Origin of the sequence: Bacillus sp. AY18-3 (assembly GCF_008042305.1) — a bacterium.
Taxonomy (GTDB): Bacteria; Bacillota; Bacilli; order Bacillales; family Bacillaceae_G; genus Bacillus_A; species Bacillus_A wiedmannii.
Genome location: NZ_QKQR01000038.1, coordinates 40,039 through 66,089, shown reverse-complemented (window position 1 = coordinate 66,089; position 26,051 = coordinate 40,039). Strand labels below are relative to the sequence as shown.

The following is a 26,051-nucleotide window of genomic DNA, read 5'->3' as shown; positions in this document are numbered from 1 at the left end:
TTACTATCACTTATCGAATAATCGAAAATAGACTATCAAACACTTCATTCATCGTAGTAATAGCTTTAGAGTTTGCAACGAAATATTTTTGGAAGGCCATTAAATTAACCATTTCCTCTTCCATATTAACGCCTTCAACACCCATTTTTTCTTGCTGAATCCCCTCTAATAAATCCCCATGAATTTTTTGATAAGCATTCACTGCACTTTTATCAGATGCAACACCAACTACGAATTGGTCTAATGCTTGTTTATAAGAAAGGCCTTCTTTATACTTTCCATCTGTAATTGCTGCTAGTTTATTTGCTGTTTCAGCTGATATTTTCATTTTCGAAACATCTTTTGCAAATTCAGGGTTTAATTTCATATCTTTCGCTTGATCTTCCACAAAGAACTCTTTTCCCATTTCTGTGTTCACTTCATTCTTTACAGAAATCATTAATTCTTCAAGGTTTTTCTTATAACTAGCAATCTTCGCTTTCGTATCGATCGCTGATTGGATTGCTCCACTAGTTAAAGGAATTTCCGAACCGTAAATTTCAGCAGTCATTGGTTCTTTTTCTTTATTTAATTGAAGTGGATATGTATCTTGTCCATTTACTGTTAAAACACCATTCATTCTAACACTCGCGATATTAGGATTCATAGATTCATAAGACACTTCTATATTTGCATACTTAGACATTTCTGTAATGATACGATCACGTTCATCCAAAAGTTGATTTGGCACTTGTGTACCTGCTTGTCCAATTTTTTTATTCGCTTCCGCTAAGCTGCCAGCAAGACGATTAAATTCATTGACATGCGCTTCAATATCTTCTGTCGTTTGTGCTTCTGCTGTATCTAAGCCTTTCGCTAGACGATTTACTTGACTTGTAAACTTCCCAGTTTCAGAAATTAATGTATCATAGTAATTTGGTTGTTCTGGATTTTTTGCAACTTCACGAAAGGCATTGAAGAAGCCATCCATTAGACTAGATAATGAATTCTTCCCTGTCGTTCCAACCATAGATTCTACACGTGATAAAGTCGAATTCATGTAGTTATAGTAAGAGAGTTGAGATAATTGATCGTTAAACTGTTTCGTCTTCACTTCATCTGTAATACGGTCAACGCCTAACGTTTGTACACCGTAACCTATTTTTTGTTCCGGTGAATAGCCCTGACTTGCCCCAGCCGATCCGTAATTCACCATTTGACGCACATAACCAGGCGTATGAATGTTAGATAAATTTTGTTTCGTCGTTTGTAATCCCATTTGTGCCGCTAATAAACCCGATAGCGGCGTATTATAATCAGATAATCTCATAATGTTTCACTTCCCCTTTACAATAGTTCGTTCATAAAGATTTGTGAATTATTGTTTCGCTCTAAATTATATTCAGAAACGGAATCCACAATACTTTCTGTAGTTTTTAATAGTACGTTTAAGTAATATTGATTTTTCAAAAGAATCATTTTTACATTCTCTTCTAATTCAGCTACATTTTTTTGTAATTCTTCCATTTTTTCAATTTCTTCGTTAGAAAAATGCGAAAATAATGCACTTACACGAAATGGTTCCACGCCCTTTTCTTTACAAAACTGAACAACCATTTCTTCAAATGAACTTGATAACTTTTTTAAACCATCAATGTACTGCAATTGCTCTACTTGCAATTTTTGAACTGCATTTACATTTTTATGTTTCAAATTCTCATATATTTGTTCTCCGAGCATTTGAATATTTTCATACGCTTTTTGAATAATAACAAGCTTTTCATATAATTGTATGTACATATAGCTTCCTTCCTTTTACAAGACTAAATTTACAATTAAACCGTGAATCTCTCCAATTTGATTTAACATTTCTAAATGTCCCGTTTTCGTATTAATTAAATTCATAACATCTTCTAACTCATTTAATCCCATTTCCGCCTGTTTCACAATCGTCATTTTCTGTGAATATCCGTAACGCGGATGACGCGACATGACATCTTTATATTGCAATACATTATCTACGTAAAAATTCAAAAATGATTTTACTGTATTTTTGTATTCCATTACATTATCAAGCGTTAATTCCATTTCAATTTTCTCTTTAATTTCTCCAATGTTATCGACAAATGCTTCCATTTGTTCTAGCAATTTATCTTTTTTCGGATCTGCATGCAAATTATCCGAAAATGCAAGTCCTGTCCTGACATTTGCTTCTTTCGGCATTTGAGTAGCAGGCGGTATATGCGATAAAATTGGATTATGCGAGATCGAACGCAGCATATATATCACCTATTTATTTTTTTATTTCTTCCTAAACTTAATCGTAAAATCCAGTTATTTATAATTATACTCTGAACACTAATATTTTGCAGTTATTTTTTATAAAAGATATGTTACAATTTAGCATGAGGTGGCACAAATCTATGAATATTTTTCTTTGTGGTTCAAATCAATTAACAGCATTAGATCAAGAAGAAATAAAAAAATTTTTAACTGACTATGCTCACAAACATAAAATTTACATATTATGTTATAAATCTATCGAAAATGAGATTCTTCGTTTTTTCATCGAAAACGAAAGACTCGCTCAAAATTTATGCCTTTACACGCTACAGCCGTTACAAGCATTAACAGATGAATTTCAAGAGGTCGTTGATTACTTAAAAAAACACGGAGCCGAGTACGTCGCTTTTGATCATCCTTCCGACTCCATTTACCGATCCGATTATATGTTTTTTGTAAAACAAATAATCGAAGATACCGATTTAGTTCTCTGTTTTTATAATGGGGACAAGCATACATCTGTCATTCCCGTTGACGTTGCAAAAGAAGCAGGAATTGATGCTGTTATTTATGATTTACCAGGTTTACATGAAAAACAGATGAAAAAAAACTTTGAACAAAAAATCCGTATGATGTAAAGGGGGAGGCACAATATCGTTATTGTGCCTATTATAAATATGATAATTGAACAAGATTATGATCATTTTATCGCGAGTTTTAAACAACAATTCAATATGGATATCGCTTCATATAAACAAGATAGAATGCGTCGTAGAATCGATGCTTTTATTTCGAGAAAAGGCTTTGAGAACTACACTAGTTTTCTAAGCAATTTACGTACCGATCAAAATTTATTTTTAAGTTTTATTGATTATATTACAATTAACGTTTCAGAATTTTTCAGAAATAAAGAACGTTGGCAAACGTTAGAGACGAAAGCACTACCAAAATTACTTGAACAAAATAACGGAAAATTAAAAGTATGGAGTGCCGCTTGCGCTGCCGGTGAAGAACCATATACACTCTCTTTAATTTTATCGAAGCATCTAGCTCCATTTCGTTTTGAAATACAAGCAACAGATCTTGATTTTCACATTTTAGAAACTGCAAAACGCGGTCAATATACAGAACGTTCTTTAAAAGAATTACCTATCGATTTGAAAGAACGTCATTTCACAAAAGAAAATGATATATATTCATTACATCAAAATATTAAGCAAAACGTCACGTTCAAACAACACGACCTGTTAATGCAGTCGTTCGATACAAATTACGATTTAATCATTTGTCGCAACGTAATGATATACTTTACTGAAGAAGCAAGGGTAAAACTTTATGAAAAGTTTAGTCGTTCTTTACGAAAAGGCGGCGTACTATTTGTTGGTAGTACCGAACAAATTTTAACACCTGAACGTTATAATCTTCAGAGATTTGATACATTCTTCTACGAAAAAATATAAAAGAGGTCGTCACAATGTAAAGTGACGACCTTTTTATATAACTCGAATTAAAATAATAGCAACAATCCATACAAAGAGAAAAAGAAATGTCATAGGCCATTTATGTTCTTGCATCGTTTGTTTCAGGGCCTGTGATAATTGTGTCATATTCATTTCTGCGAGCGCTCTCCATACACTTACATCCCGCTCTTTAGCTGTGCGATCTGTAACGCTAATTAAAATAGTTTCGTTAGACAATTTCGTTATGTAAGCAGTAATAACCGTTACCATTAAATTTATATTTCCTTCTGAAGAATCACTTTCCACTCTAGAAATGAGTGCACTTACATCTAATAACGGAATATGTACCTTTCTACCAAATGATAGTTGCACTTCTGCGAAATCATACGTTCCATCTAACAAAGGAAGTTCTTTTATATGCGCCTGCTTAACAAGCCCTTGTAAACTTCTCATTACTTGTTCAAATACTTTTTCTGTTTGCTTCCCTTCTCCAGATAACGTATGCAACTTTTTAAAGAGTTGCAGTACTGTATCCATCTCTTTAGAAAGCATTTCCTTCATAACCTTTCCATCACCTAAACTCGCAAGTAAAATTCCTATTTCATTATTTTTCGAAATAATCTTAGACTGTCCAGTAAACACTAGATTACTATGCTTTCGTTCTTTCTGGATTTCATGTTCCGAAATAGCTGCAGGCTGTTTTAATGGTTGTAGCGTCTTATTTTCAATTGTCGTACGTTTAATCTCCATCTAAGCGCCTCCACTACTATGAAATAATTAGCCCCATTCTTTATTACTTTTTAAAACTAAAAACAATACGAAGAAACCTGACATAATAGCAAATACATTAGAAGCTTGTATTCCTTGTTCGCTACTGTCTTCTTTTTTCTTTTGCGGTTCTTCTATTGGTTCTTTCTTTTTCGAAACGACTCCATTGTCATTTCTACTTTTGTTCTCTTTTTGAGCCTTTCCATCACTTACTTCCTTATGATTTCCCAGCGGCTCTTTTATAAAGTAAGTAATTCCTTCTTTCTCTTTCAGCGGCTCTTTTATAAAATCGTTTATTTTCTCTTCTTGCTTCGGAATTTGAACAACTGGCGGTTTTTCTTCCAGGAGCGGAATCTCTATTTTTGAGTCTTCCTGCTTCTCTGGTTCTTTCTCTGGTTCTTTCTCTGGTTCTTTCTCTGGTTCTTTCTCAGGTTCTTCCTTATCTTCTAATTTATCTTCATTCTCTCGTTCTTCTACCTTTTTATTATCTTCTGGTTTTTGCTCTAAAATAGAAACGATGTACTCACTTTCTTCAACCAGTTTATTGCCGGCCGCATCCACTATCTCTACAAATATTTCGTACGTCCCGATTGGCAACGCATCCGTTATTTCAAATACTTTTTGCCAATCCATGTCGCGCTTATTGTAATCTAATAAAAATGTAATCTCTTTATTTTCTTTCCCTTTTAATGTAACACGAACTTCTTTCACAACTGATTCTACGTCTGTCGCCTTCACTCGCACACGTATAGAATCGCCTTGTTTCCGTTCAATTAGCTTCTCTTTTGCCTCGTCAACAGTAACTTTACGCAACTTCGGTAGCTCTTTATCTATTGTTGGCGTGTCATTATTTATACGAATAAATGGGACTTTCACTTCATTTTCTATAAGCTCTTCTTTCTCAGTTTCTTTAGAACTTTGAATGAGCTGAAGATTCCAATCACCTTGCAAATCAAAAGTCTCGACCTTGTAGTTAGCAATCCATCGCTTCGTTTCCTCTTCATACTTAAACGATAGCACTCTTTCTTGTTCATACTGATCGCCGTTTTTTGGCAAGCGCAAAATACCTTTTATACTTTGAACATTTTGCTCTTTCGGCTCTACAATAACCCGCACTTCTTCGCCAACTTTTAATTCTGGCTTATTTACTGTAATAACCCCTTGATCCGTTTCTATCTTTTTTTCGATTTCTTGTTCATTTGCTACTTCTTGTTGTTCCTCTTTACCTTGATTCACTTCCACTTGCTCTGGCTGCTCTTGAACTTCTTTGTTTTCTTCTTGTACATTCATTTCATTTAGTTTTTGATCTGGCTCAATTTGTTCTTCCGCCTGACTTTGCAGAGGGAAGAACAGACACACATTTATGAATAACCAGCTCATTAGAAAAAACTTTACGTTTTTCATCTACTAGCTCAAACTCCTATTTCAACGACTTATAGCGATTTCGTCACTTTTACTCCGAAAAATCCATCTACATTTACAAGTTCACCATACGCCACCAATACATCATTTACATAAATACGAATTGGCTCGTCAATATCCTCATCTAGTACAACCGCTTCATTCTCTTGTAAACTTAAAATATCTTGAATTGTTTTCACTGTGCTTCCAAATACAAATTTCACATTCATTTCTACATTTTGTAAGATGGATGTGTCCATGTATACTGGTTCCATTTGTTTTACTTCTTTAAATTCAATAGTTTGCACAACAGGTTCTACAATTTTTTCTTCTTCAATTTCTTCCGTAACAATCTCTTCTTCCTCTTCCACCATTGGATATAGAAGTCTTCTTACCATTTCTTTCGCTTCTGAAATCGGTAAAATTTGATACATTTTCGATTGAAGCAGGTCGCCAATTTCAAGGTTGAACGTAATTTGGACGAGTTCGTCCACTTTCATTGACTCTCCCAAATATTCCATTTCTTCTTTTAACGTTACGAATTTAACATTTGGTGGTGTCATGTCCATTTTTTCTTGAAACATTTCTGACATCGCCGTCGCAGCATGCCCCATCATTTGGTTCATGATTTCTTTAATCCCACTCAGTTCTAATTCACTAAGCTCCTTCTCTGGATCAACTTCCCCTGTTCCCATCATCATTAAATCTACCATTGTTAAAGCGACATCTTTCGTAAATACGAATACATTCTCATTCTTTAGCCCTTCAACAAAATCAACATTTAAAATAACAAACGGGACTGGTACTCCGTCATAATGACGAACATTGATTGATTCTACATTGGGCGTACTAATTGTAACTGGCTGATTTAATAGTGTTGACAATACTGTTGAAGCCGAACCAATTGAAATATTAGCAATTTCACCAAGGACGTCTTTCTCTTCTTGTGTTAAATGCTCTTTTTCAACTTGTTCTTCTACAATCTCAGTTTCCACTATTTCTGCTGGCTCATCTTTTTCTTCTACTCCACCAGATAATTGCATTAATTTATTTACCATTCGTTTCGCATGTTCAACTGAAACAATTTGCACAAGTTTAGAGTTTACAAGATTATCTATCTTTAAATCAAACGATACTTTAACAATCGTTTGATTCCCATCAATCTCAGAAATTTTCTCCATTTCTTCTGATAACTTTACAACTTTAATTGTCGGCGGAGACATATCTACTGTATCTTGAAAGAATTCTGACATAGATGTAGCTGCGAACCCCATCATTTGATTCATCGCTTCTTGTACAGCACTTAGCTCTAATTCACCAAGTTCTTTTCCGTCTTCCACTTCACCTGTTCCCATCATCATTAAATCAGCAATGGATAATGCAACATCTTGCTTAAGGACAAGAAGGTTTTCCATATCTAATCCTTTTGTAAAATGAATGTTTAATACAACGTGTGGAACTTCGACGTCGCTTGAATCATATAAATCTACCAATTCTATGCGAGGAGCAGTAATACTTACTTGCCTATTTAAGATTGTTGATAATACAGTCGAAGCTGAACCAAATGATATATTTGCAATTTCGCCAAGAATATCGCATTCTTGAGGCGTTAAATGCTCATTTTCTTTTTCTAGCACAATTGTGCTCGTATCCCCTTTTGTGTGTTGCTCAGGCATTTTCTCTGCCTCCTCATTTCTGTTTTTCTATCAAATGCTATAAACTCTCATTTTATTTTAACAAACTTATTATATAAAACGTTAATATGTATTTATTCCCATTTTTAGATTAGTAACGATTAACCAAAAAGCTCCCCAATTGTATACAAGTGGGGAGCTTTCCTTCATTCCTATTATAAACCTTCTGGGTTTAAAATGAGGACCACTCGTCCATCACCGAGAATTGTCGCACCAGAGAAATAATTAGAACTCTCTGCAAAGAAGTCACCTAATGACTTTAAGACTATTTCTCTTTGACCGATAATTGTGTTTACAATAAGTCCATAGCTGCGATGTGTATTACGAACAATTAACACAGGAACCATTTGACCATCATATGACGCAAACGCCTCATCTACTGTTTTCTCACCAAATACAGTACTTAAATGCTTCACTTCAATAATTTGATTACGGTAATTTAACACATCTTTTCCTTGTAAGGATTGGATGTCTTCTTTTTTAATCCGAATTGCTTCAACAATATTGCCAAGAGGGAAAGCATAACGTTTATCATTCGTTTGAACAAGCATAGATTGAATAATGGACAACGTTAATGGCAGTTCAATTCTAAATGTACTACCTTTCCCTTCTTCAGAATCAATAATTAAGTGTCCACCTAAACTATGGATCGTATGTTTCACTACATCTAATCCAACGCCACGCCCAGAAAGGTCTGATACAACTTCAGCTGTACTAAATCCTGGTTGGAAAATCAAATCAAATACTTCACGGTCCGTTAATTTATTTGCCTCAGATTCTGTTACAACACCATTTTTAATCGCTTTTTCTAATACTTTCCCTTTATGAATTCCATTTCCATCATCCGTAATTTGAATAACGACATGATTTCCACTATGGAACGCTTCTAATTTAATCGTACCTGTCTCATTTTTTCCTGCATCACGACGTTGTTCAACAGTTTCAACCCCATGATCAATTGCATTACGAATTAAATGGACGAGTGGATCACCGATTTCATCAATAACAATTTTATCAACTTCGGTGTCTTCACCTGTAATTTGTAAATCGATTTTCTTCCCTAAATCTTTCGCTAACATACGTACCATACGCGGGAAACGATTGAAAACAGTTTCTATCGGTACCATACGCATGTTTAGTAGTACATTTTGAATATCTTTTGAAATATCGCCTAATCGATTTAAATGCTCAATTAATTCCTTGTTTTGAATTGCTTGTGCCAATTCATCTATACGACCACGCTCAATTACACTTTCTTCAAACATGTTCATTAATCTTTCAATTTTTTCCAATTGAACACGTATGGAACGATTTTCCACTTTACCATTTTTCGTTTTTGCAGCGCTTTTAGCAGGTGTAGCATTAGCAGATTGCTTCGATACTTCTTTAGTTGATTCCACATGCGTAGCCGCTTGTATATCTTCCTGCATAGCTTCTTGTGTACCCAATTCTTTCGAGACTACTTCTTTTAATGTATGTCCTTGCTTCACTTCTACTTTCTCAATTTCAGAAACATGAAGCACTACTTGTTTTAATTCTTCTTCACTTTGATCAGTATCCATAAATACTGTGAACTCAAACCCGAAAGCATCTGCTTCAATTTCTTCAATACTTGGAACTGTTTTTTGTACATTACCTACATTTTGCAGTGCTTCAATACACATAATTGCACGTACTGCTTTTAAAATAGCATGTTGCTCAACAGTTATATGCACTTCATGCGAAACTGCATTATCATTATTTATAGGTTCTTGCTCAATATATTCCGCAGGAGTTTCTACATTGCCATTCAATAATGCTTCTAATTTCTGCTTAGTTGTAATTACATCAATATTGCCCATTCCGCCTTGTTGCACATCTGCAACCATCTTCTCTAAATTATCAATGCACTCAAAAATCACATCAATAATCTCTGCATTTACAACTATATTCCCATGACGAATTTCATCTAAAACGTTTTCCATTTTATGCGTTAAATCCGCCATTTCCGTAAATTCCATACTCGCTGACATACCTTTAAATGTATGGGCTGAGCGGAATATTTCTCCTACTACACTCATATCAGCAGGATTCTGTTCTAAAATTAGCACATTTTCATTTAGCGACTGTAAATGTTCTTCTGATTCCTCAAAAAATATATTTAATAGATCTGTTTGCATTTTCATCCCCTACCTGTCTAACAAACATTTCATTTATGTATAACAATTTAGTGTTTTAAAGCAAGAAAAAAGGGGGCCACACGCATATCCGCTATCAATGTTTAGATTCCTTGTGGCACCCCTTCTATATTAGCTGTTTGCTACTTTTGTTAAAGCTTCAATTACTCGATCCGCTTGGAACGGCTTTACAATAAAGTCTTTTGCTCCACCCTTAATTGCATCTAATACCATACCTTGTTGTCCCATTGCAGAACAAATAACAACTTTTGCACTTGAATCAATTTTAATAATTTCTTTTAACGCTTCAAGTCCGTCCATTTCTGGCATAGTAATATCTAATGTTACAATATCCGGTTGAAGTTCTTTAAACTTCTGAATTGCTTCTACTCCATTCTCTGCTTCACCAATAATTTCAAATTCAGAATTACTTTTTAATAAGTTTTTAATCATCGTTCGCATGAACATCGCATCGTCTACAACTAAAATTTTATGTGCCATTCTTTTTAATTCTCTCCTTCTATGTATAAATATATCTTAATATTTCACCTTATCATTCTCACTCATTATACAAAATAAAATGATAAAATTTAATATTTTTTTAAAAGAATTTTCGTATTTTCATTATTTTATTATTAAAATGATAATATTCTATTCTTTTATGTAAATGACAACGCGACGGTTTTTCTCCCAATTTTGCGGTGAATCATTTGGTACAACTGGCTTTGTGTCTGCATATCCTACCGCAGCTAGCCTTTTATCATCCACATTATACACTTCGATTAAGTGGTGAATCATATTTGCTGCTCTTGCTGAAGACAGCTCCCAGTTAGAAGGGAATTTGTCATTATGAATCGGTCTACTATCTGTATGCCCTTCAACAACAATCGGATTTGGTACTGATTGGAAAAACCCAACTAATTGACTTATTATCTCTTTCGCTTCCGGTTTAACGTTCGCGTCACCCGTATCAAATATTAAATTATCTACTATAACGACGCTTACTCCCGTATCCTCTCGATATACATTCACTTGACTAATACCGTTATTATCTACATATGCTTTTAACTTTTTATATAATTCGTCCATTCTCTTTTTAGAGACCATTTTTTCATCATTTTTTTCATGTGAAATATCTGGTATTGTATTTTCCATTACTTTCGCATCTACTTGCTCCACGTCACTAAACTTTTCAAGCATCTTTGACAATTTTACTGCATCCTGCTTTGATGTAGCAACTAGTAATACAAAGAAAGTTAATAATAACATCGTTAAATCTGTAAAAGTCGTCATCCAACGAGGCGATCCCTTTTGCGGTCGTTTCATCATAACCATACCACTCCTTGAAATATTAGGCTGCTCGTTTTACTTTTTTTACCTTTGTTTCGTATACATATGTATCGAGTTTCAACTTTAATTTAGAAGGAATTTGACCGCGATATAATTCTGAAATCGCTTCAATAACAAACTTCTTCTCTGTATATAAATCTTCAATACCATGATACACTTTTTCAGCAAGAGGGATTGCAATCATATTTGCAAGTACTGACCCATACAATGTCGTTAACATCGCAACTGCCATCCCTGTACCAATTTGCGATGTGTCTTGCAAGTTTTGAAGCATAATGATAAGACCGATTAAAGTCCCTATCATGCCCCAAGCTGGAGCGAAATCGCCAATTTTATCTAATAATGCTGCCCCTTTTCTTAACTCATACACTTCCGTTTCAACATCTTTCATTAACACTTCTTTTAATTCATCTTCATCGTAACCACTTAACATTAATCGAATTCCTTTTTGAATAAAAGGATTGTCTACTTGCTCTCCATCAACTTCTAAAGAAAGTAGGCCGTGTTTTTTAGACTTTTTTGAAAAATCAACAAATAAATCCGTTAACTGTTCTAAATTTTCTTCTTTTCTATGTAAAACAGTAAAAATGCTTTTCGTATATTTTTTTATTTCTCCAAATCGATATGCCACAACAATTGTCGCTGTAGTTCCCCCTATGACAATTAAAATAGATGAAACATCTAAAAAGTTTTTAAAAGCTTTTATTCCGCCGCCGCCAATCATAATTGCCGCTATCACTATAGCAAAACCTACTATAATGCCGACTGGGCTAGAAATGTCAAACTTCCTTTTTCTTCTTTGTGGTCTAGCAAATCCTTGATTTTCGTCTCCCATATTCCTGCCCTTTCCTTTTCATTTTTATAAAACATTTTTTTATTTTAATAATGCGTTTTCACATATAATAAGTATTATACGCTTATCATCTGTTTATCGCAATATACTCATAAAATTGACACATTTCATTTCCATATTAAAATTATAGTATGGAAATATGAGGAGGATCACAATGGAACATAACATTTTACAAGTCATTGCACTAGCAGAAAAACTAAAATATGAAATGCGACATAGCTGGCTTTCTAACGGACGTCAAGAAAGCGTTGCTGAACATACGTGGCGCATGTCTCTAATGGCCATTTTAGTTGAGCCTTATTTAGATCAAAAAGTAAATATTGAAAAATTACTTAAAATGGTTATTATTCACGACCTAGTCGAAGCAGAAGCTGGTGATATTCCTGCTTTTGATACAATGAATAGTCATGAATTACAATTACAAAAACAAATAAATGAGCAAGAAGCCATTGTAAATATTAAACGAACATTAAAAGGTTCTCTCGGTGAGGAATTATATGATTTATGGATGGAGTTTGAAGCGAAAGAAACGTACGAAGCAAAAGTAGCTAACGCACTTGATAAGCTTGAGGTGAAAATTCAGCATAACGAAGCTAATATTGATACGTGGCTACCAATTGAGCATAAAATGACATTCCAAGTAGCAAAGCATACAAACTTTGATTCTTTCCTATCTAAATTACAAAAAATGATTGAACAAGATGGAGAAAAGAAATTACTGGCTGCCGGCATTGACGTGGAAGCTTGCAAACGATAATGAAAAGACACTCAATATGAGTGTCTTATTTTATTATCGTTGATATAGCCTGCTTGTATATAAGCTGTTGTTTTCCATCAACTAACATTAAAACGGTAAATTTGTCTATCGCAACAACTTCTCCTACTATTCTAACGCCACTCTTTAAAAAAATTGTAACAATACCTTTTTCTTCTTTTATTTGTTTATATAACTCTTCTTGTAAATGTTCCAAATACTTTTCTCTCCTTTTTTACAAAATATCTTAATATAAAAAACTACAAATTATTTATTTGTGTACTTTATCTTTTACATTCATAAACTTATTAATAAGTATATCTAAATCTCGGCTAAATAACAAAACTTTATCATGATCCAATCCGTGTCTAGCAACAAGTTGGATTAGCTCTTTCTTTTTGTTTTCTATTTTATTGTGTAATTTTCCCATCTCCATCTCTTTACTAAAACTCCCTTTTCCCATAATATTACTTGTAAAATTATAGTACAAATCCTCTCATAAAAAAATATAAAAATGGTTTTTTTTACAATTTTTATGTTTTTTTATGAACAAATTGCAAAATATATAATGATTTCTTCACATACCCCTAGCACAATATACAATCAAAATAACCATACAGGCGTTTGTCTAATTACAAAAGAGACTGGCTCCTTTTCCATACAAAAAACATACTGTATATAGTAGTCCATGAATTATATAGATTAACTTACTCAAAAGGAGGAAAACATATGAGCTATGGTGGAAGTTGCTCTGGTTTCGGCGGTGGATTTGCTTTGCTTATCGTACTATTCATCCTTCTAATCATCATCGGATGTAGCTGCTGGGGTGGCGGCGGATACGGATACTAATATATCCTATCCTTAACAAATGAACGAAAAACTATACGAAAACAGCTCATATTTGAGCTGTTTTTTCATACTTTCGTATGAAGTGATATCCCTCTTTTTTGTGATTTCAACTAATAAAAAAACGTTTACTATGAAATAAGAAATGTTTTACTAAGGAGGATTACAATGATTAAAGGTCTTTACGAAGCACACTTACCTGTCAGTAACTTAGAGATATCAATATCTTTTTATGAATCACTTGGACTGAAATTATATAAAAGAGGAGATGATATTGCTTTCTTTTGGATTAAAGAAAACGAAAGTTGGCTCGGTCTTTGGGAAGGCACAGAATACAAAGTTAATTATCACCCCTCTTTACGACACATCGCCTTTCAAGTAAGCTTACATGATTTAGAAAATGCAATACACTGGCTAAACCAAAAAGGAATTTCAGCAAGAAAAGATTTTGGAATGGAACCAATTGAGCCGATTGTTTTTCCAGAATTAGCACATGCCGCCGTATACTTTAATGATCCTGACGGAAATAGTTTAGAATTGATCGCACAATTACCTGTTGGACTTCCTACAGCGGAGAAAGTGTATTTAAGCGAGTGGAAAAAACAAGTTCAAGCATCATCATTACATAAAGATTAAATTTTATGTCAGTTTCTTATTCCGCACTTCTTAAAACAAATAGTAACTTCAAAAAACTATTTTACGGTCAAACATTAAGTGTACTTGGAGATTGGTTTCATACTGTAGCTTTAGTAACATTCGTCTATAGCATAACGGAATCTTCGTTTATGATTGCACTCACTTTTATAAGTAAAGGTTTACCACAGCTACTTCTTAGCCCCTTTATAGGCGGAGTTGTAGATCGTTTTTCTAAAAAGAAGATTCTGATTTTTACCGATTTTTTACGAGGCATGATCGTCCTCACTTACTTATTTGCATTATATAAAATTGAGATTATTTTCATTTCTAACATATGTTTATCCGTACTTTCTTGTTTATTTGAACCAGCTAAACAAGCAACCTTAAAAAATATCGTACACCAAAATCATTTCGTAACTGCTAACTCTCTTTCTAATACAATTAATGGTTTTATGTCTATTATGGGGGCTTCTCTAGGCGGGATAATTGCACAATCTTTACATATTGAGTTCGCTTTTTTAGTAAATAGCCTGTCATACTTTATTTCAGCCTATTTTATTTATAATATGAATGTCCCTTCTCATGATACTTGTAACAAGAAAAAAGCATTTTTTACTGATATAAAAGATGGGTACACATACATATTACAAACAAAAATCATTTTAACGTTAATTCTTGTCGGCATTTCATGGGGTATTATTGGAGGCGCTTATCAGCTACTTCTAACGATCTATGCCGAAAAGATTTTCCACACCAACATTGGAATTTTATATACGATTCAAGGGGCTGGGCTTATGATTGGAAGCCTCCTCGTTAACCTTTATATATCTAAAAATGAAGAAAAAATGAAAAAAGTATTCGGTTGGGCCTATTTCCTACAAGGAATTTTCTTTCTCGGATTCATTTTGTCCGATCAACTTATTATCGGTATCATTACATTGCTCTGTATGCGCATAGCAGGAGGAATTATCGTTCCACTTGATACGACATTACTTCAAACTTATACGAATGAAAATATGATGGGTAAAGTTTTTTCATTCCATTATTCCATTTACGGATCACTTATTCAGTTATCCATGTTTTTTACAGGAGCGCTTTTAGAAATTCTTTCTCCGCAAATTATTGGTAGCCTATTAGCTCTATGCTGTATTTTTGTTAGTTTTATATGGCTTTACCTGTTTTATCGCGGGAAACTGAGTGAAGAATCTACTAACACTTAATAGCATGTTTATGTACATGCTATTTTTATTTATGTCGAAATATAAAGGAAAAAGGCGATTTATTTCCCTTACGTTCTAATTTTTTAGAATGTACAATAAATTTAGATCATAAGAAAGGAGATATCATAATGTTTGACGATAGACTTACTATTTCAGCTGAGCAGCAGAAGCTCATTTCTAATGCAACTCGCATTCAAATTCTTCACCTTTTAAAAGACGAGGCACTCACAGCAAAACAAGTAGCTACTAAACTAAATAAATCTGCTGGTAGCGTTCATTATCACGTTCAAATTTTATATGATGGAGGATTACTTGAATTAGTAGACACGAAAGAAAAACGAGGAATTATTGAAAAATATTACAAGGCAAAATCTGCTCATTTCTATATTGAAGAAAGCGGCACAGAAGGAACGAATACAGGCAGTCATATTGTATCTCATTTATTTTTAACTCCAGAGGAATTACAACAGCTTATTTGGGAAGTTACACAAGTTTTATTACGCTGGGAAAACAAAACCGCTCGTCAATCAAACTCCGAAGAGGAATACGCTATTTCCTGCAGGATTAAAAAACAATGAAAGAAAGGTCCAACTGCTTATGAAAAATAAATTATTATTATTGTCGGGAACAGGAATTTCTCGTTTAGGTGATTTTATGTATCTCATCGCCCTAAACTTAATGGTGTTAAATAGCACAAACTCCCCTGCTGCTGTAGCAGGATTATGGATTGTTGGTCCAATTGCGACCGTTGTTACAAAAATATGGTCTGGTAGCATAGTAGATCGATTAAACAAACGGTCCATTATGCTCATCACAGGTATAATTCGGGCAGCTCTCATTGGCTGTATTCCACTATTTGATTCTATTTGGGCCATTTATATTTTTATCTTTTTAACTCGCATCGCTATATCATTTTTCGATCCAGCATCATTTTCTTATAGAACGATGCTCATACGAGCTGAAGAACGCGCTCAATTCAACGCTTGGAATAACTTTTGTACAAGCGGGGCTTTTATTATCGGTCCAGCCCTTGCTGGAATACTTCTCACCACGTACTCAGCATCCTTTGTAATTTACTGCAACTCACTTTCCTTTCTACTTTCTACTATTCTCATTTATTTCTTACCAAACATTACACTACAAACAAAGCAAAACGAAGAAGTTGCAAATACTTTCGTACAAACATTACGAAGTGATTGGAAACAAGTTTTTTCATTCGCTCGAACTGAAACTTACATCATTCTCATATTCGTTTTATTTCAAGCCACTATGCTTGTTTCTATGGCGCTCGATTCACAAGAAGTTGTATTCACAAAACAAGTACTGTTTTTATCCGACATGGAATATAGCATGCTTGTTAGTATAACTGGTGCTGCATATATTTTCGGTTCATTTCTTGTTTCTCTCTTTGCTAAACGATTACCGATTCAACATTGTATCGGATTCGGTACGATATTCACAGCAATAGGTTATGTAATTTTCGCCTTTTCAAATTCATTTATAATCGCAGCGAGCGGTTTCATTTTACTTGGTATTTCTTCATCATTTGCTGGTACCGGCTTTATAACATTTTATCAAAATAACATCCCTGTACATATGATAGGACGTATCGATAGCGTGTTTGATTCCATAAAAAATTTCATCCAAATCTTTTTCATTTTAGCAATTGGAGCATCAGCACAACTTCTTTCCGTTCAAATCACTGTAATCAGTAGCTCATTACTCATTCTTTTCCTTTCCTGTTTATTAGCAATCCGGGTAATGACGCCTTCACGAGAAAAATATTTTAAGGCTACAGGGTCATCATTGGAATATTAAATGCGAGAAAAAAGCGGCTATTTAGCCGCTTTTTTCCCGTTTTAAAGGACAGTAAGCCCCACTGATTAAAGTTTCACTTTATGTTAAAATATGTATTGGATTTGATTACGTAGGAGGGCTATTTTGGAGATTACATTCATTTTCATATGTATTATATTAGTAGCTTCTATTTTACAAACGAGTACAGGTTTTGGCTTTTCTATTATGGCAACACCTTTCTTACTCATGTTATTTCTACCACAAGAAGCTATACAAATAAATATCATTTTATCATTAATTATTTCCATATCACTCATCTGGAAAATAAGAATGGACATTGATTTTATTCTATTGAAAAGATTAATTTTCGGAAGTATAATTGGTGTTCCTTTTGGTATTATCATTTTCACTTCCATTAACATCAACACATTTAAATTAGCAATTAGCATCCTTCTCTTACTATTAACGTTGATGCTAATATGCAACTTTAAGATTCAATCAACAAAATCTAGAGATTTCATAGTTGGCGGATTATCTGGTCTTTTAACGACAAGTATCGGTATGCCAGGACCTCCACTGTTACTTTATTTTACAGGAACTGATACGAAAAAGGAGAAGTTACGAGCAACTACATTGGCTTTTTATCTATTTATATATTTCATTAGCCTACTAACTCAAATACTCTTCACTGGGACAAACAAAACAATTTGGGAATCCAGTTTTTATGCAATCCCAATTGTTTTTTTAGGTTTGTATATAGGTCAAATTATTTTCAAATGGCTTAATCAACGGATTTTTAAAATATTTACGTACATCCTTTTGAGTTGTACGGGTATGTATCTTCTTATTGAAAGTTTGCATTTATTATAAGTAAACTTTTCAAGACAATAGATGCTTGAAATTGTACAAAAACTCATAGATTTAAACGATAACAAGCGGCTATTATGCCGCTTGTTATATTCACTTAAACTAACGTTTCATCACAAAGCTCTGTTACATTTTTAAAGTATTGCAAGTTCTCCTTCACTTCAGCTTCGTTAAATAAATTGAGCTGCTTCATTATTTCAGCAGCAAATTCCACGTACGCAGATCCTACCGCGGTTATGATTTTCCCATCAACGGTTACATCTTTATTTTGTTTATATTCCCATTCATGTAAATGCGCTAATTGTTTTTCATCTGGTGTTAATGATGTTGAGAATTTCTTCTTATTAAGCACGCCTGCTGCATGTAGTAAAGCTGTTCCTGCACAAATACCCGCTATCCATTTATTCTGCTTATGTAATTCATTCACGATCGATAACAATTGTTCATTTTCTAAATGATCAAAAATATGTCCTCCTGGTACAATAAACACTTCATAATCTGCTACTTCAACATGTTTGATAGAGACATGTGGTTGACATAAAAAACCACCTTCTCCTGTAACTGTTTTTCCGTCTACCGATGCTGTTATTATTTCGAATTCCTTACTTATTAAAAATAAACTCGCTATATTCACTTCAAATTCTGCAAATCCATCGAATAAAAAGATTAAAGCTTTTTTCATATTATCTCCTCCCTCCTATACTTATTCGGAGACAATCATATTTCTCCTCCAAAAAAGGCAGACCTGCATGCAGGTCTGCCTTTTTTCTCATTTCTTATTAAATCCTTTTTCACTTAAAAACTCTTTCATATGCATTCTTTTTTCTTTAGCCATAAACGAACTCATTGATTCCGTCCATGTCACGTTTTTCTTGTTTGCTGATCTTTCTTTGTAATACGAGCTCATCGTTTCATCGTATTCGTTTAATAATTCATCATATTTCTTTTCATCATACCCATTTTCATGAAGAATTGCTGCTACTGGTAAACGCGGTTTCACTCCATGATTTTCATCTGGTACACCAACTGTCATTCCGAATATAGGATATACTTTATCTGGTAAATGAAGCAATTCACTTACTTCTCTCGGGTTATTACGAATACCACCAATATAACAAATACCATATCCTAACGATTCTGCTGCTAACGCTAAGTTTTGCGCGAACAGTGAAGCATCTACCGTCGCAACGATAAAGTCTTCTACTCCTTCATGCTTAATCTCTGTACCATGCTGTTCACACGCCATTTCAAGTCGTTTTAAATCTGCACAACAAACAAAGAATGCTGCGCAGTCTTTCACGTGACGATTTCCGGATAGCTCTGCTAGTTTAACCTTTAGGTCTTGATCTGTTACATATATAACAGAATACGCCTGTACAAAATGCGAGGAAGCAGCATGCTGCGCAGCTTGCACCATTCTTTCTACTACATCTTTCGGAATTGATTCTTCTTTATATTTACGAACTGAAACGTGTTGCTCCATTTTATGTATGATCTCATTCATGAAAAACACTCCTTTTTTCTCTTCATAATGAAAAATTAACATACCTTTTTCAATATTCACAACTTATAAGCACAAAAAGAGCAATTCTTTTTGAATTGCTCTTTTTAAAACTTCTATTAGTACGGTAAATGAAATTATATCGACGATTCCTTGCATTATATCAACGATTTTTCGAATATATCGACTTACCAACAAATACCGACAGGTTTACATCAAATTATTTCTTGTCTTATTACGCTGTTTTCAAAACTTTAACACCTTTTACGATATTCCAAATGAAGTAATAAATCCCTACAAGAATGAACACCGCATATGTGATCATCATTCCAACTCCAGCACCATCAGATTGATTGAAGCTTAAACCATATATGCCGGATACTGCTAATCCACCAAATAAAACCGCATACGGGAAAATATGTGACCAAAATGCTTTTTTCGCGTGGTATTTCACTTCATCCTCCGCAACGAAGTAGACGATAATTGGCAGTAAAAATGGTGCAAAAAAGATACTAAAGTAACATAGTGAAGATAATATATTATTTCCTTTCATCCGATTCACCTCTAAATAGTTTTTGTTATCTTCATTATGTCAGGAATCGATTCTAGAAACTATCGCTTTACCTTTCATGAACATGACATATTTGTAAGATTTTCATCAAAAACAACCCCGACTGGACTTCCAGACGGGATTACTTTTCTCTATATTCGATTCATAAACCAATATTGCGTAATGGCTAAATACTCTCGTATATTCGATGGAATGACAATTCGCTTCGGTGTTTCAGCCGGAAGACCTTCTAATTGTAAACCTTGCTTGGCTGCTATTTTTTTCGCTCTAAACATATGGAAGTCGTTTGTTACGATCATTCCTTTTTTCATATTGTCTGGAATTAAAGGTTTTGAGAATTTAATATTCTCATCTGTACTCGTTGACTTATCTTCCATTATAATGCGGTCTTCTGCAATTTTTAGTTTCATTAATCCATTTTTCATTGCTAATGCTTCTGAAATATCTTCTCCTTTTCCTTTCCCTCCAGATACTATAGCACTTGTTTTCTCATGTGATTGTAAATACTCAGCTGCTTTATCAATACGATATTGCAATGAGTACGACGGTTTCGTTCCATTTACTTTCGAGCCTAATACAATTATATAATCCGCATCGTAGGCTGCATTCATCTGTCCATGCTTATAAATGTTATATTGTAAAAATCCTGCATAAACGGTGCAAATGATTATAATGCCTATCATATACTTAATTATTTTCTTCTTTTTCATATCCATATACTCCTATGTTCTTTGCTTCTTTCATGATAATATCCATTTATTTGTTTGTATACAGACAAATTCCAATTCAGCCTAATTTATCCTCTGGAAAGTAATATTTATATTTCTTTCGGGAACAGTAAGTACAACTTTGCACGAAGGAGTGTCTCTATTGCTTCTCTTTTTATGTAACGTATCGTTCTTTTTCATCTTATTTTTACTATCACTTAAAATGCTCGGTAAATCAGCTTTAGCACAACTAACTCCTCATGATTTTGGTGCTATTATCTTTTTATCTTATTTAGCTTTTCAGGCCATACCTGTCTCTGGTGCTTTGCAAGCTTTTCTCGGTATGGTCGTTATTACATGTTTACATTTGCTTCTTACAAAATTAAGCTTACTAAACAAACTAAATCGTTTTATTCTCGGGCACCCTATCATTTTAATTAAACATGGTGATATTATTTTTGAAAACTTACAAAAAAGTAGATATCCAATCGCTGAACTACTGTCTAACCTTCGCGTCGCAGGATATCCAAGTGTTCACGAAATTGAATATGCTATTTTAGAAGCGAATGGAGCCATTAGCATTTTACCAAAGCGTGAACTTGTACCATTAACTCCAAAAGATTTAAACATAGATGTTACGTATGCTGGATTACCAATTGCCCTTATCGTTGATTCGCAAATTCAATACGATAACTTAAAGTTAATTCATAAAGACGAAAAATGGTTATATAAAGAATTAAAAGAAAAGGGCATCACTAATATTAAAAGCGTTGCTTTCGCGTCTGTTCAAGAAACAGATGGATCTTTTGCGATTAGTTTAAAAGAGTAAAAAAATCCCCTTACTTGCTCAAGGGGATTTTCTTCATTAAATCGCTTCTTTCTCTCCCGCCATATTTAATGGAACAGGATGTTTCATACGATTCATCGTAAATACGATAATCGCTGTCAATACTTCAGCTACTGGCATAACGAGCCAAATTCCATTTATCCCAAATACTTTTGGCATAATCCATAATAATGGAATAATAAATAGTAACCCTCGGCTCATTATAATCAGCACTGATTTTGTCGTTTGTCGCACTGATTGGAAGTACTCTCCATACACAATGTTATATCCTAAAAATACATATTGGATAAAGAACAAGCTAATACCCGTTAATGTTAACTCCAATAACTCTGGAGATTGGACATCAAATAGACCAATAATATATTTCCCGAAGAATAATCCGATAACTATTGCAATACCACCGAGTACTACCGCAATTTTTACAGCGAACTTTAATCCTTCACGCAATCTTTCTGGTAAATTTGCCCCGTAATGGAAACTAGCGATCGGTTGTAACGCTGCTCCAACACCGAAGAATAGTAGTAATGTCATCGCATGAATACTGTTCACCATCGCATAAGAAGCGACTCCTACTTCTCCTGCATATTGAACGAATGCAATATTAAAACCAATCGTAACAATCGCTACTGTACTTTCTGCTGTAAAACTAGGAAAACCTATAATCATAATTTGTTTAACTGTATCCCATTCAAAATGGAATTTCGTCCACTTTAAAATACTACTTTTTCTAAAGAAATGCGTTAATAATACAAGGAAACCAATTGCTGCTGAAAGAATAGTCGCTGAAGCAGCACCTGTTACACCCCATCCAAAGATGAAAATAAAGATATAGTCAAACACTATATTTAATACAGCAGTTACAACTAGACCTGCCATTGCTAAATTAGGATTTCCGTCATTTCGTATAAATGTACTTAAAATATTTTCTAAAACGTATATCATTCCAAATGTTAATAATACGTGTAAATAGTCTAACGCATACGGTAAAATCACTTCGTTTGCACCGAATAAGTATGCTAAATCTTCTATTCTCCATAAGCAAATCGCTGCTAACACACCTACGATAATTACTGCTACCGTCATGGATTGAGTAAAAATAGATCTTGCCCTATCTAATTTATTTTCACCTAGTGCAATGGAATATAACGTTGCCCCGCCCATTCCAATCCATAATGAAATGGAGAAGAAAATTGAAAACGCTGGAATAGCCACGTTTACTCCTGCTAATCCGTTCGCTCCAACTCCCCTACTAATCATAACCGCATCAATCACAATATTAACTGACATTAACACCATTCCAAGAACGGCTGGTATTAAATAAGAAATAAATAAACTTTTTATCGGTTTTTCTCTTAACTTTTCTGTTGTTTCCATCATATAAATGCTCCTTTTTCAATGCTCTGTTCACAGTTTAAACCTTCAAGTTACTTGAAGGTCAATAGAGAATTAAAAAATAGGTAACTTAATTATCGTGTTTGATGCCAATTTGTAATGATACGAGTCCTACAACTTATTGCTTTGTTTTTTCATTATAGGAATTTGAATTTCTGTTACTTGCTCCTCTGGATTATCTGTTACAGACCAATCAATTAATGCAATCTCAATCGCATCTCCACTTACTTCGTATCCTTCTTGATTAATATATTTCATTAACTTCTTATATGTTTCATCCGTTTCTTCATATGGTCCATGATGATATACACAGGCAAACATGCCTTCTTTAATTTCATCTGAACTATGTATTTGAAAAGGCATGTAATCCAAAAGAATAAAAACACTGCTATATGCTTGAAACTCATTTTGCATTAATCCTTTTTTCGCAACTGTTACACCGATATCTCCAGAAAATAAGCTATCATCCATTTGTTTCATATTTTTTTGCAACGAATGAATATAGTACTCAAACATATCATCCGTCGTATTCGGGGCAACCGCAATTGCTGTAATTTTTCGCTGCGGGATCTCTTTAATTACCATTTGTTCAGCTTCTGCTTTTGTCGCTTCCTTAATTAAATGAATTTTATGTTCCATTTTCGCCAAAGCATACTCAATTTCTCTTTGTTTTTTCAACATCATTTCTTGTTGTTTTTCCAGTAAATTGAGTGCGTATGCCGGATTTCTTTCATCAATATATTTCTTAATTTCCTTTAATGGAATATTTAATTGGCGTAAAAATTTAATCGTATCTAATAGTGAAAATTGATCGATCGTATAATAGCGATAATTTGTTTGCGGGTCCACAATGGACGGATGAAAAATCCCCTTTTCATCATAATAGCGTAAAGTAGATTCCGCTATATTATGCATTTTTGCCATTTCTCCAATTGTAAAACGTTTATTTAATAACATCTTTTATTTCCTTCCATTTCTATTTATTTCATTATATGTTCATTCTGTCTTCAAAACAAAAAAGAATTCCCCTAAGAGAATTCTTTTTATTAAATCTTAAACCTCTATTATTATAGGAAGGATCATCGGTTTTCTTTTCGTGTTAGTATATATAAACTTCCCTAAAGCCTCTCTTACTTCTCTTTTCAAAATACCCCAGCTATTCACATTCTCTTTCTTTAAATTATTAATCGTAATAACAGCTAATTTATTTAATTCCTTCAAAAATTCTTCTGAATCACGAACATAGACGAATCCACGAGAGATAATATCAGGACCGGAAATAATTTCTCCATCCATTTTATTAAAGGTAATAACTATTACGAGCATTCCATCTTCTGAAAGTTGTTTTCGATCACGTAATAAGGCATTTCCAACATCACCAATTCCTAAACCATCTACATATATATTTCCAGCCTGTATTTTTCTAGATTGAATGGCCACTTCATTACTTATATCTACAACATCTCCATTACGAACGATAAAGATATTTTCTTTTTCGACACCAATTGATTCTGCTAACAAGCTATGGTGATGTAGCATTCTAAACTCTCCATGAATTGGGATAAAATATTTAGGTTTCATTAAAGTGAGCATTAATTTCAATTCTTCTTGATACGCATGACCAGATACATGAACTCCAGTAGAACTACCTGATCCATAAATTACTTTTGCTCCTAAAGCAAATAAATTATCTATAATTCTTGAAACGTTACGTTCATTGCCTGGAATCGGAGTCGCCGCTATAATAACCGTATCTTCTGCTAAAACATCAACTTGTCTATAGTTTCCACTCGCTAAACGCGCTAAAGCTGCCATCGGTTCTCCTTGACTTCCTGTACAAAGTATCGCTACCTGCTTTGGATCTAAACGATTTACTTCACTCGCTTCAATTAACATGTCGTCTGGAATATGTAAATACCCTTTCTCTAGAGCAACTTCTACTACATTTACCATACTTCTCCCGAGCAGAGCTAGTTTTCGATTTGTTTTTATGCAAGCTTCAACTATTTGCTGAACACGATTCACATTAGAAGCAAATGTAGAAATAATTACTTTTCTATTTGCTTTCATAAATATTTCCTCTATCCGTTCCCCTACCGATCTCTCTGATGGAGTAAAACCTGGTCGTTCTGCATTTGTACTTTCAGATAGTAAAGCTAGTACACCTTCACTACCTATTTTAGCCATTTTATGAATATCAGGATGTTGGTTATTTACTGGTGTTAAATCAAATTTAAAATCCCCGGTGTGTACTACAGTACCTTCTGGTGTATGAAACACAATACCGAGACAGTCTGGAATACTATGATTCGTTTTAAAGAATGTCGCCTTAATAGAACCGAGATCGATTTCTGATTCTGCGTGAATAACGATTAATTCCGTATCATTTTGAAGATTATGCTCTTTTAATTTAATTTCAATTAAACCTAACGTTAACTTCGTCGCATAGATTGGTACGTTTAGTTGTTTTAAAAAATATGGTATTCCACCAATATGGTCCTCATGTCCATGCGTCACGACTAACCCGCGAATTTTTTCTTTATTTTCTTGTAAGTATGTGATGTCTGGAATTATTAAATCAATTCCTAATAAACTTTCATCTGGAAATTTAGATCCACAATCAATAACGACAATATCATTTTCATATTGAATAGCGTACATATTTTTTCCTATTTCATTTACTCCACCTAAAGCAACGATAGACAAATTGTTTTTTAATGACTTCAAATGATAAGCCCTCCCTTTCACATTTATAATTCTTGAAATCGTATTTAGGCTTTATTATTTGTAATGAAAAAGGGCTTCATACTATTTCATACATATAAAAATTCACACACTATTCTTATATGTATATCCCTAATAACACCTTTTCTCTCCAAAAAAGCTCCCATTTTTTCATTGATTTTTTGTAAAATATATTATATATTAATTACAGGTTCAAATTACGAGTTCAAAAGAACTTGTAATCA

Annotated in this window: 29 protein-coding genes; 10 read left to right on the top strand and 19 right to left on the bottom strand. The window is 33.8% G+C overall.

The features are described from left to right. Window positions 1-10: 10 nt before the first annotated feature. From flgK to DM800_RS26370, 3 genes are read right to left on the bottom strand one after another with little or no spacing between them, the layout of a single operon-like run. The gene (gene flgK / locus DM800_RS26380) at window positions 11-1,309 is read right to left on the bottom strand and encodes a flagellar hook-associated protein FlgK (RefSeq protein ID WP_088610178.1); all 1,299 of its coding nucleotides are present in this window, start codon (window positions 1,307-1,309) and stop codon (window positions 11-13) included. A gap of 17 nt (window positions 1,310-1,326) precedes the next feature. Next, complete coding sequence (locus tag DM800_RS26375) at window positions 1,327-1,779, bottom strand: hypothetical protein (RefSeq protein WP_147787967.1); 453 nt, start codon at window positions 1,777-1,779, stop codon at window positions 1,327-1,329. 15 nt (window positions 1,780-1,794) lie between these two features. Further along, complete coding sequence (locus DM800_RS26370) at window positions 1,795-2,259, bottom strand: YaaR family protein (protein ID WP_000946323.1); 465 nt, start codon at window positions 2,257-2,259, stop codon at window positions 1,795-1,797. 143 nt (window positions 2,260-2,402) lie between these two features. Between DM800_RS26370 and DM800_RS26365 the strand changes: the two genes are divergently transcribed. Both DM800_RS26365 and cheR read left to right on the top strand, forming a co-directional pair. Continuing rightward, window positions 2,403-2,900: a hypothetical protein gene (locus DM800_RS26365; RefSeq protein ID WP_001020094.1), complete on the top strand. Its 498-nt coding sequence runs from the start codon at window positions 2,403-2,405 to the stop codon at window positions 2,898-2,900. Between the two features lie 39 nt (window positions 2,901-2,939). Further along, entirely contained in the window at window positions 2,940-3,722 is a 783-nt protein-coding gene (gene cheR, locus DM800_RS26360) for a protein-glutamate O-methyltransferase CheR (RefSeq protein ID WP_000582890.1), read from the top strand. Window positions 3,723-3,755: 33 nt separating this feature from the next. Here cheR and DM800_RS26355 read toward each other — a convergent pair whose 3' ends face one another. The 7 genes from DM800_RS26355 to DM800_RS26325 form a co-directional block, all read right to left on the bottom strand. After that, on the bottom strand, window positions 3,756-4,472 hold the full coding sequence (locus DM800_RS26355; protein WP_147787966.1) for a hypothetical protein: 717 nt from the start codon (window positions 4,470-4,472) through the stop codon (window positions 3,756-3,758). Window positions 4,473-4,499: 27 nt separating this feature from the next. Further along, window positions 4,500-5,894 carry a transglycosylase gene (locus DM800_RS26350; protein WP_147787965.1) on the bottom strand — a complete coding sequence of 465 codons (1,395 nt, stop codon included), beginning with the start codon at window positions 5,892-5,894 and terminating at the stop codon, window positions 4,500-4,502. A 29-nt stretch (window positions 5,895-5,923) separates the two neighbouring features. After that, window positions 5,924-7,567, bottom strand: coding sequence for a flagellar motor switch protein (locus DM800_RS26345; RefSeq protein WP_088062762.1), 1,644 nt, complete (start codon window positions 7,565-7,567; stop codon window positions 5,924-5,926). 173 nt (window positions 7,568-7,740) lie between these two features. Further along, window positions 7,741-9,744, bottom strand: coding sequence for a chemotaxis protein CheA (locus tag DM800_RS26340; protein ID WP_147787964.1), 2,004 nt, complete (start codon window positions 9,742-9,744; stop codon window positions 7,741-7,743). 129 nt (window positions 9,745-9,873) lie between these two features. Then, on the bottom strand, window positions 9,874-10,242 hold the full coding sequence (locus DM800_RS26335; RefSeq protein WP_000940570.1) for a response regulator: 369 nt from the start codon (window positions 10,240-10,242) through the stop codon (window positions 9,874-9,876). A 150-nt stretch (window positions 10,243-10,392) separates the two neighbouring features. Then, window positions 10,393-11,070, bottom strand: coding sequence for an OmpA family protein (locus DM800_RS26330; RefSeq protein ID WP_000977943.1), 678 nt, complete (start codon window positions 11,068-11,070; stop codon window positions 10,393-10,395). A 22-nt stretch (window positions 11,071-11,092) separates the two neighbouring features. After that, entirely contained in the window at window positions 11,093-11,926 is an 834-nt protein-coding gene (locus tag DM800_RS26325) for a flagellar motor protein MotP (RefSeq protein WP_147787963.1), read from the bottom strand. A 172-nt stretch (window positions 11,927-12,098) separates the two neighbouring features. On the opposite strand from DM800_RS26325, the gene DM800_RS26320 reads away from it, so the two are divergent. Beyond that, entirely contained in the window at window positions 12,099-12,701 is a 603-nt protein-coding gene (locus DM800_RS26320; protein ID WP_147787962.1) for an HD domain-containing protein, read from the top strand. Window positions 12,702-12,726: 25 nt separating this feature from the next. Here the strand turns inward: DM800_RS26320 and hfq are convergent, their stop codons facing one another. Together hfq and DM800_RS26310 are read right to left on the bottom strand one after the other, a co-directional pair. Beyond that, window positions 12,727-12,915: an RNA chaperone Hfq gene (hfq, locus tag DM800_RS26315; RefSeq protein ID WP_087985600.1), complete on the bottom strand. Its 189-nt coding sequence runs from the start codon at window positions 12,913-12,915 to the stop codon at window positions 12,727-12,729. A gap of 54 nt (window positions 12,916-12,969) precedes the next feature. After that, window positions 12,970-13,188 carry an aspartyl-phosphate phosphatase Spo0E family protein gene (locus tag DM800_RS26310; protein WP_002096752.1) on the bottom strand — a complete coding sequence of 73 codons (219 nt, stop codon included), beginning with the start codon at window positions 13,186-13,188 and terminating at the stop codon, window positions 12,970-12,972. A 239-nt stretch (window positions 13,189-13,427) separates the two neighbouring features. On the opposite strand from DM800_RS26310, the gene DM800_RS26305 reads away from it, so the two are divergent. The 6 genes from DM800_RS26305 to DM800_RS26280 all read left to right on the top strand — a co-directional run bounded on the left by DM800_RS26305 (window position 13,428) and on the right by DM800_RS26280 (window position 18,067). After that, window positions 13,428-13,547 carry a YjcZ family sporulation protein gene (locus DM800_RS26305; protein WP_000120183.1) on the top strand — a complete coding sequence of 40 codons (120 nt, stop codon included), beginning with the start codon at window positions 13,428-13,430 and terminating at the stop codon, window positions 13,545-13,547. A 165-nt stretch (window positions 13,548-13,712) separates the two neighbouring features. Then, entirely contained in the window at window positions 13,713-14,180 is a 468-nt protein-coding gene (locus DM800_RS26300) for a VOC family protein (protein ID WP_000589719.1), read from the top strand. Between the two features lie 5 nt (window positions 14,181-14,185). Then, entirely contained in the window at window positions 14,186-15,400 is a 1,215-nt protein-coding gene (locus DM800_RS26295) for an MFS transporter (RefSeq protein WP_147787961.1), read from the top strand. Window positions 15,401-15,528: 128 nt separating this feature from the next. Next, window positions 15,529-15,978, top strand: coding sequence for an ArsR/SmtB family transcription factor (locus tag DM800_RS26290; RefSeq protein ID WP_147787960.1), 450 nt, complete (start codon window positions 15,529-15,531; stop codon window positions 15,976-15,978). A gap of 19 nt (window positions 15,979-15,997) precedes the next feature. Next, window positions 15,998-17,218: an MFS transporter gene (locus tag DM800_RS26285; RefSeq protein WP_147787959.1), complete on the top strand. Its 1,221-nt coding sequence runs from the start codon at window positions 15,998-16,000 to the stop codon at window positions 17,216-17,218. 123 nt (window positions 17,219-17,341) lie between these two features. Further along, entirely contained in the window at window positions 17,342-18,067 is a 726-nt protein-coding gene (locus DM800_RS26280; RefSeq protein WP_147787958.1) for a sulfite exporter TauE/SafE family protein, read from the top strand. A 94-nt stretch (window positions 18,068-18,161) separates the two neighbouring features. Here DM800_RS26280 and DM800_RS26275 read toward each other — a convergent pair whose 3' ends face one another. The 4 genes from DM800_RS26275 to DM800_RS26260 form a co-directional block, all read right to left on the bottom strand. Continuing rightward, entirely contained in the window at window positions 18,162-18,746 is a 585-nt protein-coding gene (locus tag DM800_RS26275) for a DJ-1/PfpI family protein (RefSeq protein ID WP_098857540.1), read from the bottom strand. Window positions 18,747-18,833: 87 nt separating this feature from the next. Beyond that, window positions 18,834-19,568 carry an oxygen-insensitive NADPH nitroreductase gene (gene nfsA / locus DM800_RS26270; RefSeq protein WP_088062756.1) on the bottom strand — a complete coding sequence of 245 codons (735 nt, stop codon included), beginning with the start codon at window positions 19,566-19,568 and terminating at the stop codon, window positions 18,834-18,836. 232 nt (window positions 19,569-19,800) lie between these two features. Further along, on the bottom strand, window positions 19,801-20,118 hold the full coding sequence (locus DM800_RS26265) for a magnetosome magnetite crystal formation protein family (protein WP_147787957.1): 318 nt from the start codon (window positions 20,116-20,118) through the stop codon (window positions 19,801-19,803). 149 nt (window positions 20,119-20,267) lie between these two features. Continuing rightward, window positions 20,268-20,846 carry a YdcF family protein gene (locus tag DM800_RS26260; RefSeq protein WP_218943206.1) on the bottom strand — a complete coding sequence of 193 codons (579 nt, stop codon included), beginning with the start codon at window positions 20,844-20,846 and terminating at the stop codon, window positions 20,268-20,270. A gap of 160 nt (window positions 20,847-21,006) precedes the next feature. Here DM800_RS26260 and DM800_RS26255 point away from each other — a divergent pair, with 160 nt between their 5' ends. Beyond that, window positions 21,007-21,672, top strand: coding sequence for a DUF421 domain-containing protein (locus DM800_RS26255; protein WP_000923941.1), 666 nt, complete (start codon window positions 21,007-21,009; stop codon window positions 21,670-21,672). A gap of 36 nt (window positions 21,673-21,708) precedes the next feature. Here the strand turns inward: DM800_RS26255 and DM800_RS26250 are convergent, their stop codons facing one another. The 3 genes from DM800_RS26250 to DM800_RS26240 all read right to left on the bottom strand — a co-directional run bounded on the left by DM800_RS26250 (window position 21,709) and on the right by DM800_RS26240 (window position 25,809). Further along, complete coding sequence (locus tag DM800_RS26250) at window positions 21,709-23,064, bottom strand: MATE family efflux transporter (RefSeq protein WP_087985632.1); 1,356 nt, start codon at window positions 23,062-23,064, stop codon at window positions 21,709-21,711. Between the two features lie 129 nt (window positions 23,065-23,193). Continuing rightward, window positions 23,194-24,039 (bottom strand): MerR family transcriptional regulator, encoded by an 846-nt coding sequence (locus DM800_RS26245; RefSeq protein ID WP_147787955.1) that lies wholly within the window; start codon window positions 24,037-24,039, stop codon window positions 23,194-23,196. Window positions 24,040-24,135: 96 nt separating this feature from the next. Continuing rightward, on the bottom strand, window positions 24,136-25,809 hold the full coding sequence (locus tag DM800_RS26240; protein ID WP_147787954.1) for a ribonuclease J: 1,674 nt from the start codon (window positions 25,807-25,809) through the stop codon (window positions 24,136-24,138). Window positions 25,810-26,051: the final 242 nt, after the last annotated feature.